Source organism: Alkalitalea saponilacus (assembly GCF_900168165.1).
Taxonomy (GTDB): Bacteria; Bacteroidota; Bacteroidia; order Bacteroidales; family Marinilabiliaceae; genus Natronoflexus; species Natronoflexus saponilacus.
In genome coordinates this window covers 1-12,875 of the sequence record NZ_FUYV01000016.1, presented here as the reverse complement: position 1 = coordinate 12,875, position 12,875 = coordinate 1, and the positions used below count along the sequence as shown (strand labels likewise).

General features: G+C 39.0%; 13 protein-coding genes and 2 rRNA genes. 5 read left to right on the top strand and 10 right to left on the bottom strand.

Features of this window, described 5'->3' with window-relative positions:
- Position 1: 1 nt before the first annotated feature.
- The 7 genes from rplW to rpsL all read right to left on the bottom strand — a co-directional run bounded on the left by rplW (position 2) and on the right by rpsL (position 5,006).
- Positions 2-292, bottom strand: coding sequence for a 50S ribosomal protein L23 (rplW, locus tag B5X70_RS12680; protein WP_079558279.1), 291 nt, complete (start codon positions 290-292; stop codon positions 2-4).
- Positions 293-303: 11 nt separating this feature from the next.
- Entirely contained in the window at positions 304-933 is a 630-nt protein-coding gene (gene rplD / locus B5X70_RS12675) for a 50S ribosomal protein L4 (RefSeq protein ID WP_079558278.1), read from the bottom strand.
- Complete coding sequence (gene rplC, locus B5X70_RS12670) at positions 933-1,550, bottom strand: 50S ribosomal protein L3 (RefSeq protein WP_079558277.1); 618 nt, start codon at positions 1,548-1,550, stop codon at positions 933-935. Before rplC ends, rplD begins: the two co-directional genes overlap by 1 nt.
- Positions 1,551-1,574: 24 nt before the next feature.
- The gene (gene rpsJ, locus B5X70_RS12665; protein ID WP_079558276.1) at positions 1,575-1,880 is read right to left on the bottom strand and encodes a 30S ribosomal protein S10; all 306 of its coding nucleotides are present in this window, start codon (positions 1,878-1,880) and stop codon (positions 1,575-1,577) included.
- A 22-nt stretch (positions 1,881-1,902) separates the two neighbouring features.
- Complete coding sequence (gene fusA / locus B5X70_RS12660; RefSeq protein WP_079558275.1) at positions 1,903-4,011, bottom strand: elongation factor G; 2,109 nt, start codon at positions 4,009-4,011, stop codon at positions 1,903-1,905.
- Positions 4,012-4,035: 24 nt separating this feature from the next.
- A complete protein-coding gene (gene rpsG / locus B5X70_RS12655) occupies positions 4,036-4,512 on the bottom strand; it encodes a 30S ribosomal protein S7 (protein ID WP_079558274.1) in 477 nt (158 codons plus the stop codon).
- A gap of 116 nt (positions 4,513-4,628) precedes the next feature.
- Positions 4,629-5,006 carry a 30S ribosomal protein S12 gene (rpsL, locus tag B5X70_RS12650; protein WP_079558273.1) on the bottom strand — a complete coding sequence of 126 codons (378 nt, stop codon included), beginning with the start codon at positions 5,004-5,006 and terminating at the stop codon, positions 4,629-4,631.
- A 413-nt stretch (positions 5,007-5,419) separates the two neighbouring features.
- Between rpsL and fabD the strand changes: the two genes are divergently transcribed.
- Positions 5,420-6,310: an ACP S-malonyltransferase gene (gene fabD, locus B5X70_RS12645; protein ID WP_079558379.1), complete on the top strand. Its 891-nt coding sequence runs from the start codon at positions 5,420-5,422 to the stop codon at positions 6,308-6,310.
- A 95-nt stretch (positions 6,311-6,405) separates the two neighbouring features.
- On the opposite strand, the gene ilvA is transcribed toward fabD, so the two are convergent.
- A complete protein-coding gene (gene ilvA, locus B5X70_RS12640) occupies positions 6,406-7,647 on the bottom strand; it encodes a threonine ammonia-lyase (protein WP_079558272.1) in 1,242 nt (413 codons plus the stop codon).
- Positions 7,648-8,125: 478 nt separating this feature from the next.
- Here ilvA and B5X70_RS12635 point away from each other — a divergent pair, with 478 nt between their 5' ends.
- The 4 genes from B5X70_RS12635 (at position 8,126) to B5X70_RS12620 (ending at position 12,185) form a co-directional block, all read left to right on the top strand.
- On the top strand, positions 8,126-8,623 hold the full coding sequence (locus B5X70_RS12635) for a hypothetical protein (protein ID WP_079558271.1): 498 nt from the start codon (positions 8,126-8,128) through the stop codon (positions 8,621-8,623).
- A gap of 182 nt (positions 8,624-8,805) precedes the next feature.
- Complete coding sequence (locus B5X70_RS12630) at positions 8,806-10,158, top strand: DUF6938 domain-containing protein (protein WP_198314229.1); 1,353 nt, start codon at positions 8,806-8,808, stop codon at positions 10,156-10,158.
- 113 nt (positions 10,159-10,271) lie between these two features.
- Positions 10,272-11,402 (top strand): MGDG synthase family glycosyltransferase, encoded by a 1,131-nt coding sequence (locus B5X70_RS12625; protein WP_079558269.1) that lies wholly within the window; start codon positions 10,272-10,274, stop codon positions 11,400-11,402.
- 12 nt (positions 11,403-11,414) lie between these two features.
- A complete protein-coding gene (locus B5X70_RS12620) occupies positions 11,415-12,185 on the top strand; it encodes a metallophosphoesterase (RefSeq protein ID WP_079558268.1) in 771 nt (256 codons plus the stop codon).
- A gap of 360 nt (positions 12,186-12,545) precedes the next feature.
- On the opposite strand, the gene rrf is transcribed toward B5X70_RS12620, so the two are convergent.
- Together rrf and B5X70_RS12610 are read right to left on the bottom strand one after the other, a co-directional pair.
- A 5S ribosomal RNA gene (rrf, locus tag B5X70_RS12615) occupies positions 12,546-12,656 on the bottom strand.
- Positions 12,657-12,707: 51 nt separating this feature from the next.
- Positions 12,708-12,875, bottom strand: a 23S ribosomal RNA gene (locus B5X70_RS12610); the annotation flags it as partial.

Here is a 12,875-nt window from a genome sequence, read left to right as displayed (position 1 = left end):
ATTAGATATTGCTATAAAAATCAATTTTATCTCCTTCGGCTAATGTTACAATTGCCTTTTTGTATGATGCGGTACGTCCGGAAAGAATTCCGCCTTTTGTATAACGGGTTTTTAATTTACCGCTATAACGCATCGTATTTATAGTCGCAACAGTAACATCGTACATCTCTTCTACTGCTTTTTTGATTTCGGACTTGCTTACGCGATCCTTAACAATAAAGCCGTATCTGTTCAGGGCTTCTCCCTGTTGGGTCATCTTCTCAGTGACTATGGGTTTTACAATAACATCCATGACTGATCTCCTTATTCATTAAATAGTTTACCGATTTGCTCTACAGAACTTTCAGTCAACACCAATGAATTTGCTTTCATGATGCTGTAAGTATTTAGTCCTGAAGCAACAGATACTTCTGCTCTCTGAATGTTCCGGGAAGAAAGAAAAACATTACGATCCATCTCTTTCAACACCAGCAATGAACGTGTTCCGTCAAGTTTTAGATTTTTACGGATGTTATTGAATTCGCTGGTTTTTGGAACTTCCATAGAAAAGTCCTCAACAACTACTATTGAATTGTTTTTAGCCTTATATGAAAGGGCAGATAAACGCGCCAATCTTTTTAGCTTTTTATTCAATTTAAAGCTGTAGTTACGTGGTCGGGGGCCAAAAATGCGGCCTCCGCCTCTAAACACAGGACTTTTAATACTACCAGCTCTGGCAGTACCTGTTCCTTTTTGTTTCTTGATCTTTTTGGTACTCCCGGCAATCTCATTTCGCTCTTTGGCTTTATGAGTACCCTGACGATTATTGGCCAGATACTGTTTTACATCAAGATAAATGGCGTGGTCGTTGGGTTCAATAGCAAAAACTGAATCAGGCAACTCAATTTTTCTGCCGGTATCTTCTCCGTTGATGTTTAATATATTCAGTTCCATTACACTTCAATAATTAGATATGACCCTTTCGCGCCCGGCACAGATCCTTTGATTAATAACAGATTGCTTTCGGGAATCACTTTTAACACTCGTAGGTTTTCAACTTTAACCCTGTCGCCTCCGGTTCTTCCGGCCATTCTCATTCCCTTAAATACTCTTGAAGGATATGAAGAAGCACCTAACGATCCGGGAGCTCTCAAACGGTTATGCTGACCGTGAGTAGCATCTCCTACCCCACGGAAACCATGGCGTTTTACAACGCCTTGAAAACCTTTCCCTTTAGAGATACCGCATACGTCCACAAACGTATCTTCCGATATCATGTCAACGGTGACTACGTCACCCGGTTTGAACTCTTGCTCGAAATCTTTGAATTCAACCAGTTTGGCCTTTGGAGTGGTACCTGCTTTTTGAAAATGCCCTTTCATGGGCTTGGTGGTACTCTTCTCTCTTTTTTCGTCGTAGGCTAATTGTACGGCATCATAACCGTCGGTTTCCACCGTTTTAACCTGTGTAACGACGCAAGGCCCAGCTTCGATAACAGTGCATGGAACATTTTTTCCATCGGCACTGAAAACGGATGTCATTCCGATTTTTTTTCCAATTAATCCTGGCATTGCTTTTCGATTTTCAATTAATTATCACACTTTTATTTCTACTTCCACACCGCTGGGAAGTTCTAACTTCATAAGAGCGTCAATGGTTTTTGCAGTAGAACTGTAGATGTCAATCAGCCGCTTATAGTTTGACAACTGGAACTGTTCTCTTGATTTTTTATTGACGAAGGTGGCGCGCAAAACGGTAAATACTCTTTTGTGAGTTGGCAATGGAATGGGGCCGCTAACAACAGCACCTGTGCTCTTTACCGTTTTTACGATCTTCTCAGCAGATTTATCTACCAAATTGTGATCGTATGATTTCAGTTTAATTCTTATTTTTTGATTCATAATGGTATATGCGAAAGAGTTCTTACAATAATTCAACTTTACCCTTAGCTTCTTTTACAACTTCAGTGGCAATAGCCTTGGATACTTCTTCGTAATGAGAAAATTCCATGGACGAAGTTGCTCGACCTGATGAAATGGTACGCAATGCAGTAACATATCCGAACATCTCAGACAGAGGAACTCTGGCTTTAACAACTCGGGCTCCTGCCTTTGATTCCATTCCTTCAACCTGGCCTCTACGTTTGTTGAAGTCGCCAATGATATCACCCATATATTCTTCAGGCGTTACCACTTCAACCCTCATGATAGGCTCAAGCAGAGTCGGCTTAGCTTTTGCACAGGCAGTCTTAAATGCCTGACGTGCACAGATTTCAAATGAAAGTTGATCAGAGTCAACAGGGTGAAATGAACCATCCAACAACTCCACTTTAAGGTTCTCAACCGGGAATCCGGCTAAAACACCATTTTGCATAGCGTTCTGGAAACCTTTTTGAACTGAAGGAATGTATTCTTTCGGAATATTACCACCCTTAACCAGATCATTGAACTGAAGACCTTCTTTTCCTTCATCAACAGGTCCTACTTTGACAATGATGTCGGCAAATTTACCACGACCACCAGTCTGCTTTTTGAAAACTTCTCTGTGGTCAACAGTCTGGCTAATAGACTCCTTATATGCAACCTGAGGACGTCCCTGATTACACTCTACCTTAAATTCGCGTTTCAAACGGTCGATGATGATTTCAAGGTGAAGCTCACCCATACCACTAATTACAGTTTGACCACTATCCTGATCGGTATGTACTCTAAAGGTTGGATCTTCTTCTGCCAGTTTACTCAAACCAGTTCCCAGCTTATCCATATCCTTCTGGCTCTTGGGCTCAACAGAGATTCCAATAACAGGTTCCGGAAAATCCATAGATTCCAAAACAATTGGATGTTTCTCATCACATAGAGTATCTCCGGTACGGATATCTTTGAAACCAACACCTGCGCAAATATCTCCGGCAGAAATGCTCTCAATTGGCATCTGCTTATTGGATTTCATCTGGTAAAGACGTGAAATACGCTCTTTCTTTTCGCTTCTGGTGTTATATACATAAGAACCTGCCTCAAGCTTACCTGAATATACACGCATAAATGCCAAACGACCAACAAAAGGATCAGTAGCAATTTTGAATGCCAATGCAGTAAAAGGTGCATCTTCCTCGTGTGGACGGGATTCGGTTTTATCCGTTTTAGGATTGGTTCCTTCAATTTCGCCTACATCATTTGGTGAAGGCAGGTAACGAATGACGGCATCAAGCAAACGCTGAACTCCTTTATTCTTAAATGCAGAACCGCAAAGCATTGGAACAATTTTCATGTCCACAACAGCCTTACGGGTTACCTCGATTAATTCTTCCGGAGTGATTGAGTCGGGATCGTCAAAAAACTTCTCCATTAGCGTGTCATCATATTCAGCAACAGCTTCAATAAGTTTTCCTCTCCACTCATTAACCTCGTCAACCATATCAGCAGGAATTGCTTCCAACTCATAACGCTGTCCAAGTACATCATCATCGTACCAAACCACAGCTTTGTTGTCTAACAAGTCAACAACTCCACGGAAGGTTTCTTCTGCACCGATTGGAATCTGAAGAGGTACGGGATTCGCACCTAATACTTCCTTCACCTGACGTACAACTTCAAAGAAATTGGCTCCTGAACGGTCCATTTTGTTAACAAAACCAATACGAGGCACCCCGTATTTGTTAGCTTGTCTCCAAACAGTTTCCGACTGTGGTTCAACACCTCCTACAGCACAAAAAAGAGCAACAGCGCCATCAAGAATTCTCAGTGAACGCTCAACCTCTACAGTAAAGTCAACGTGTCCCGGCGTATCAATGATGTTGACTTTATACTCTTCGTTGTTGTAATTCCATTGGGTACTTATGGCCGCAGAGGTAATGGTGATACCTCTCTCCTGCTCCTGCTCCATCCAGTCCATGGTGGCAGAGCCATCATGGGTTTCTCCCAGCTTGTGAGTGATACCGGTATAAAACAAAATCCGCTCAGTGGTGGTTGTTTTTCCGGCATCAATGTGAGCCATAATTCCAATGTTCCTCGTATATTTTAAATCTCTTGCCATTTGTCTATCTCAATCAACTGATTATTAAAATCTGAAATGAGCAAAAGCGCGGTTGGCTTCAGCCATTTTATGCATGTCTTCCTTCTTCTTGTAAGCGCCGCCTTCCTGATTATATGCAGCAACAATTTCAGCGGACAGTTTTTCAGCCATAGACTTTCCGCTTCTTTTACGTGCGAAAAGAATCATATTCTTCATGCTATATGACACTTTACGCTCGGAACGTATTTCGGTAGGAACCTGGAATGTGGCACCTCCCACACGGCGACTTTTTACCTCAACAGAAGGGGTAATGTTTTCAAGTGCTTTTTTCCACATCTCAAGGGCTGGTTTACCCTCTTTTTCTGCTTTATCTTTCATCAAATCAAGAGCAGAATAGAAAATGGTATAAGCAATGGATTTTTTCCCGTCTAACATCAGGTTATTCACGAATTGAGTTACCAGAGTATCGTTAAACTTGGGATCGGGCAGCAGTACCCGCTTTTTTGGTTTACTTTTTCTCATTTCTCTTTTTGTTTATTAGTCTTTAAAAATTTACTGGCTGTATTTGACTCTTCAATGATTTGTTTCATTTACTCAACCTAAACACAAACCAATAAACAAAACTATCAGTCAGTTAATTACTTTTTCTTTGGACGCTTAGTTCCATACTTTGAGCGACGCTGGGTACGACCATCTACACCGGATGCATCCAATGCACCACGAACAAGGTGATAACGAACACCAGGAAGATCTTTTACTCTTCCTCCTCTTACCAAAACGATGGAGTGCTCCTGTAGGTTATGACCTTCTCCGGGAATATAGGCATTCACCTCTTTTCCGTTGGTCAAACGTACCCTTGCAACTTTACGCATGGCTGAGTTTGGTTTCTTTGGAGTGGTGGTATATACCCTTACACATACACCCCTGCGTTGTGGACATGAATCCAAAGCTGGAGACTTACTTTTATCTACCAGCTTATTACGTCCTTTTCTTACTAATTGCTGAATTGTTGGCATATATACTTAAATTTAAACTATAATAATCTCGTTCAAAACGGGTTGCAAAGGTATTATTTTTTAATTTAAAAACCCCGCTGATTTTCAAATAATTTCACACCTTGGCACAAAAAGCGGTGCAAAAGTAGGAAATTAAATTATAAATAAAAAAACTCCAACACTCTTTTTTGCTGAGAATTATCCATTTAACATCTTTTTAGTGCCTGTGGCACTAAAAAAGCGCTAATATGGAACACCGGGGAAAATGAACATTCATTTTGACGTCAAAAAATAATTCTATCTTTGCACCTGATTTTTTTAACCTCTTCATCATACATAAATTATACATGAAGGGAAAAGAAGCAGAACATAAAAAACAGTATCAGATATTAATAAAAACCAGTAATTTCAAATTACATCAAAACAATACTTATATGAAAGCTTATGTATTTCCTGGTCAGGGTGCGCAATTTACCGGAATGGGTAAAGATTTGTACGAGCAATCTCCCTTAGCCAAAGAGATGTTTGAGAAAGCAAACGAAATCCTTGGATTTCGGATTACTGACCTGATGTTTGAAGGCAGCGACGAAGATCTGAAGCAAACAAAGGTTACGCAGCCGGCAATTTTCCTGCATTCTGTAATATTGGCCAAAACTCTAGGCGATTCGTTTCAGCCTGAAATGACTGCAGGACACTCTCTTGGAGAATTTTCTGCTCTTGTTGCAGCCGGAGCTCTTTCATTTGAGGATGGGCTAAAGCTTGTTTCTCAAAGGGCATTGGCCATGCAAAAAGCTTGTGAAAAAGAACCATCTACTATGGCTGCCATTGTGGGACTGGAAGACAATGTGGTTGAAGAGGTTTGTGACTCGATTGAAGACGTTGTGGTTGCCGCCAATTATAATTGTCCAGGGCAATTGGTGATTTCCGGATCGATATCAGGAATTGATAAGGCTTGTGAAGTTTTAAAAGAAAAAGGTGCAAAGCGAGCACTTAAACTTCCGGTTGGCGGAGCATTTCACTCTCCCCTAATGGAACCTGCAAGAGCTGAACTTGCCAAAGCAATTGAAGAGACCAATATTGTAAAGCCTGTTTGTCCGGTTTATCAAAACGTAAGTGCAAAACCTTTTACTGATCCTGCTGAAATTAAAGAAAACTTGATTGCACAGTTGACAGCACCTGTACGTTGGACTCAAACTGTTCAAAACATGATTGCCGACGGAGCAACTCATTTTACTGAAATTGGGCCGGGTAAAGTTCTTCAGGGGTTGATTAAAAAGATAGATCGTAGCGCGGAAGCAGAAAGCATTGGACAATTTCAGCAATAGATAGAATAATTTTACTTTAACCAGATGAAATTAAACGGGAAGTTGCCACAGGCACTTCCCGTTTAGTTTTTATACATCCAGTTTTAAATCATTCATCAAATAAGCAAATGAAACAGATCAGGGGAGTCGTTTACCGGTGTAAAGTTGATTCTCTTCTCCTTCATTCGTTCTATTAAAAGTTGATAATCATCCTTGGTTTTTGTTTCGATGCCAACTAATGCCGGTCCTGCGTCACGACTATTTTTCTTAGTATATTCAAAATGTGTAATATCATCATCCGGACCAAGAACATCATTTAAAAAATCCTTTAATGCACCTGCTCTTTGTGGAAATCGAATGATAAAATAATGCTTAAGGCCTTCATATAAAAGTGATCTCTCTTTAATCTCTTCCGTTCTGGTAATATCGTTGTTACCTCCACTCACAATACAAACTACATTTTTGCCGGCTATTTGATGGCGCATGGATTCCAATGCGGCGATGCTTAATGCTCCGGCAGGCTCAGCCACGATTGCTTCCTCGTTGTATAACTGAAGAATAGTTGTACAAACTTTTCCTTCGGGAACCAACACCATTTCATCGATAACCTCTTCAGCCATCGAAAAATTTATTTCACCTACAGTGGAAACTGCTGCTCCATCTACAAATTTTTCAAAATTTTCCAAAACAACACGTTCACCTTTATCCAGAGACTGTTTCATGGCAGGTGCTCCTTGGGGCTCTATTCCAATTATTTTTGTTTCAGGACTTTTTATCCTTAAATAGGAACCAAGACCGCAAATTAATCCACCACCACCAATTGGAACTAAAACATAATCCAATGAGAAGTCGGCATCTTCAAGAATTTCCAGTCCTACTGTCCCTTGTCCTGAAATGACCATTTCATCATCAAAGGGATGAATAAAAACGCTCCCTTTCTCTCGGCAATCTTCCATTGCTGCCTTATAGGCATCATCGTAGGTATCGCCGGTTAGAATTATTTCAATATGGTCTTTTCCGAACATGCTCACCTGCCGGATTTTTTGTTTAGGTGTCGTGGCAGGCATAAAAATTCTTCCCGCGATATCAAGTTTACGACAAGAGTATGCAAATCCTTGTGCATGGTTTCCTGCACTGGCACAAACAATTCCATGCTTAAGTTCAGATCGGTTTAAACTGGATATTTTATTATATGCACCTCTTATTTTGTAAGATCTAACGACCTGTAGATCTTCCCTCTTTAAATATATGTTCGCATTGTATCTTTCAGACAAAACTGGATCGAATAACAATGGCGTGCGCACAACAACTTCCTTTATTTGTTGGTGAGCTGCTTCAATTTTTTCAACAGAAATCATGAGTACATTTTTGTGCAAATATACACACCATTCATTCCATATTAAAAACAATGCTTTAAATCGAGCACAAAACCAACTCAACTTACATATTATAACCAACCATTATCTCCTTGTTTTTATGATATTTAAAGCGCTACAACACATACTTAATTCAATCTCAACAATATTTTAGACCTAATATCTTACATTTCATAAGCCAACAAATATAACGAACAGTAAACAGATCAAAATCAGACATCTCAAATATCCATTTAAACCCACTACATACAGCACTTAAAAGATTTATACAATCCAGATATAGTTTTTTTTATCATTGCTCCCATATGTTCACTTTCGAACACAAATTATCCGTTTCCGAACATCAAACTTCAATTTACAACACCTCTTATTGCTGATAGTATGACACTTACAATATTTGGCACACGGATTGATTTCAATTTATCACAAACAAATAAAAAACAATTAAAAACAAAACGATATGAAACGAGCAAACATTTTATCAGGAGTCATAACAATGGTTATGTTTTTCGCAAGTGTAAACTTTGCAACAGCTGAAACTTTAAAATTACAAGGAGAAACTCCATCCATACTTGGAGACTACACCATCGTGGAAGTTGAACCTGAACAAGTTGGTAACGCCACCATGCGCAAATTTGTATTGACATATGAAAACGGAGCAGCTCCTGTTACCATTCTGGTTAATGAGCGCAGAAGATGCACCGACTATATTGTACGCAGCAATGTTATGGAGGTTCAGTACACTTGTAAAAGGTCAGGATTTGGAGCCGAAAGAATAAACAGTCAATATGCCATGCTTCCAGAACAAACTAACATGCTGTTTTTATCCAGTGAAGCACTTTCGTATCAAGCACGTTTAAGTAACGGAGAACTTCCGTTGGAAAGAGCTTTAGGCCTAATAGCCTGTTACTATCCTGAGCTTTTTGTAAACGTAAACAACCTGTACGCTGCAAATTAATTTGAGATTTAAATATTGGTAAGGAAAGGAGATGAAGAAATTCATCTCCTTTTTTTGTATCCAGTCATTAACAGTATCGCAATAAAAAGTTAACATCAATGTAAACATCAATGTATCAACATTAGGTAGTTTTGAACCATCAACAATTTGGCAGCACAATAACCTGGTGATAAAAGAAGAAATTGAATAAATCAAAAGAAGCATATCGAAAAACCGACATGATGCAAAACAGTTCAAATAAAACAACATGGCTTGTAACAGCTGACATGGGTTACGGTCATCAGCGGGCAATTTATCCGCTGAGGAATATTGGGCAAGGAAACATTGTATCTGTCGGTAACAATAAAAACACCCCGGCATCGGAACGAAAACTGTGGAAAAGGACTCTTAAAATATATGAATTACTCTCCAGAGCACGGGAAATTCCCTTAGTTGGGAATCAGATTTTTAAAATATTGGATTATTCCCTGATGATCCCATCATACTACCCATACCGTAATCTTTCGAAAAGCTCATTTCAGGTGAGAATACTTGAATCAAGCATAAAGAATGGTCTTTGCAGAAGTATTATAGAAAAAGTTACCCTGTCCGGTTTGCCTCTGACCACCAGTTTTTATGCTCCTGCCATAGCCGCAGATTTAGCAGGATATTCACGTACTTACTGCATAATATGTGATACCGACCTGAACAGAGTTTGGGTTAGAAAAGATCCATGGGAAAGCAACATCAATTATTTTGCCCCATGCGGACGCGCGGCCGGAAGACTAAAAGCATACGGGGTCCCGGAGAATCATATACATATAACGGGATTTCCTCTTCCAAAAGAACTGATGGGTGATGAAAACCTATCAGTTCTGAAGAAAAATCTGGGTCAAAGGCTTCATTATTTGGATCCCAATAAACGATTCTGGTCTTTATATAAGAAGAGCGTAAAACACTTCCTCGGAAAAGAAAATTGCGAATTTGAAAACTCCAGAGTCCTAACCATTACATACGCTGTGGGTGGAGCTGGTGCTCAGGCAAAAATAGGGAAACAGATAGCCTTTAGTCTAAAGGAAAAACTAATAAAGGGAGAAATAAAGCTAAATCTGGTGGCCGGCACTCGTCCTGAAGTTGCCAACTATTTCAATAAAGTTAAAGAGAGCATTCAGTCAGAAAACATAGAGGTTATTTGCAGCAAGAACATATATGAATACTTTGACAAAATGAACGAAGCTTTGCAAACAACAGATGTTTTATGGAGCAAACCAAGTGAATTGTCATTCTATTGTGCTCTTGGGATTCCTATAATTATGACACCGACCATCGGATCGCAGGAGAGGTTTAATAAAAAATGGCTTCAAGAAATACAGGCGGGTTTTAAACAGGAAAACCCGGCATATACCGATCAATGGCTAACCGACTTGCTGCATAAAGGGCGACTGGCAGAAGCTGCCTGGGCAGGATTTCTCAAGGCAAGAAAAAAAGGCACTTTTAATATAGAATACTATATCCAAAACGGGCACATGCCTGAATCGGATGATACACTTCGATAACAAACTCACCTTAAAGTTTTTTATATCATAACATTTGCTTAATCAATAGGTAATAAATGAAAGATAGTTTTGCTACGGAAGGGAATTAAAACCAATGATAATTAAACAAATCCATGCAACAAAACTATCTTTTCCTCTATTTAAAAACTGGTGGAGGACATTTAGCTCCGGCCAAATCCGTCGCGAAATACATCAGCGCGAAATACCAGAATAACATTCATATTGATTTATTCGATGGGTTTACCAATTCAGGGAAATTAATTAAATTCTTTGTTGAGGATGGCTACAGAATATCCCAATCCGTTGCAGTTTGGACATTTGAATTACTCTACGCCATTAATAAAATAAAGCCTGTGGCTTTATTGACTACAGTAATTGTCTCCCATTTTATCAAAAAAAACCTTGAAGCAAAGATATTAAAGGAAAACCCTAGTAAAATAGTCATTTTCCATTTTTTCCTTATTAAACCAATTTTAGAAATCATCAGAAGCAACAACCTTAAAATACCCGTTATGGTAGTTGTTACTGATCCTTTTACTGCCCATCCAATCTGGTTTCTTGATAAATCGCCAAAGTTTATTGTTTTCTCCCAAAGAATAAAAGAGCATTGCCTTAATATCGGAATCGAAAAAAGCCGGGTAGCACATTTCCCATTTATTCTCGACGAAAAATTCACCCAACCCCTGTCGCCGGAAAAAACCAATAAAATAAAACAAGAACTGGGGTTTGATCCTCAAAGGAAAATAATACTCATACTTGGTGGTGGAGATGGAATTCCAAAAGGGAAAAGGATTCTGAAATCTTTCCTTCAGGACAACCCTGATGATTATGTCGCCATTGTATGTGGTAATAATAAAGAGTTATATAATAAAGCAGAAAAGATGAAAGAGAAACATCAGCTTCATAATTTGAAACTGTATGCGTTTATCGATTTTGTGCATGAATTAATAAGCATTGCAGAGATAGTGGTTACCAAATGCGGTGCCAGCACTTTTATGGAGATACTATTAAGCGGGAAAATTCCGGTAATCAACAATTACATATGGGAGCAGGAAAAAGGAAATATGGAGTTTGTAAGGGATAATAATCTGGGGATTTATGAACGGGACATTAAAAAACTTCCATTAAAAACCAGAAGTTTATTAAGAGACCCCATGAAACTGGAATATTATAAGCAAAACATTCAAAAAGCTTCACTTAGAAACGGAACACCACAAGTATCACGATTCATAGTTACAACCTAACATTAAATTAAAATGAACATTTTGGTTATAGCTGACCTTCATATAGGCAACAACGACTTTTTTGAAACATTTGGCTGGGATGCTGATGAGTTTATTGAATCAATGGAATTGGTGATAAAAAAAGCCAAAATTGATAAGGTTATATTAAATGGAGACATCTTTGAACTATACAAATATACATACAACGAAATTTGTGAGACTCAACACAAACTTATCTCCTATTTCAGAAATCCCAAATTCGTTATGATACAGGGAAATCACGATGCAATTAATGGCAAAGCAAGGGAGAATTTAACCATAACAAACGAAGATGGGAAAACCATTTTTATTGAGCACGGCCACAGTGTCGATTTCATGAACGGATCAAGAATAGGTCGTAAAATTCAAACATTTCTTCATACCATACTCAGACAAATCATCAAATTTAAATGGGCTCATAAAACCTATTTTAAAATTCTGGAATTTGATGACGCCATCAATAGAGTTCCAAGAAAATACAATTCATATAAATATCTGAAGCATGCACTAAAGTTGCTAAAGACTTATGATATGGTTATTATGGGGCATACGCATAAACTTGAAGCCTATAAGACCTATTACTTACAAAACAAGAAACAGTATATAAATTGTGGGTCATGCTCAATGGGACGATTTCAGGGTGTGATTGTCAACACCAACAAGATGATTGTTGAGACCTTGAAATTTAAAAACAAAGCTGCCTTGTACAAAGAATTCAAAAAACAAAGGAAAGTGGTTCCTGTAAAGTTGGCAGTTTCTGCATAAAATCACCACATAAGGCACATAAGAGTACAGGAAAAGGGAGACAGGAAACGGGAGCGAGTTTTCGTAATGCAAATTAATACATAATTAGATATAAAAACATAATAAAAACCGCTGGGAGTGTCGCCGTAGGTGACAAATGTTGATAGAAATATAATAACCATCTGACACGCGGCACGCCGGAGGTGTGCAACTTAAACCACATAAGAATTTAACCACTATGGGCACAATGTTATCTCAAGGTACACAATAGACATAGGGGGATTCCTGTACTTTTTTAGGCATAAATCTATAGTACAGACAGGGCATGCCCTGTCTAAACAAAAAAAGCCGATTCATTGCTGAATCGGCTTCTTTATCTAAGGTCGGCGGCGACCTACTCTCCCACTTTTACGCAGTACCATCGGCGCTGCAGGGCTTAACTTCTCTGTTCGGAATGGGAAGAGGTGGAACCCCTGCGCTATAACCACCTGAATATCTTTGACAAATTGACCTATCGAAAAATAAAACACCACAATAATACTTGCTCAGAAAGCTTCGGGTAATTAGTACTGCTCGGCTTTGATGTCACCATCTTTACACCTGCAGCCTATCAACGTTGTAGTCTCCAACGTCCCTATATGGAGATCTCATCTTGAGACGAGCTTCGTGCTTAGATGCTTTCAGCACTTATCTCTTCCAAACGTAGCTACT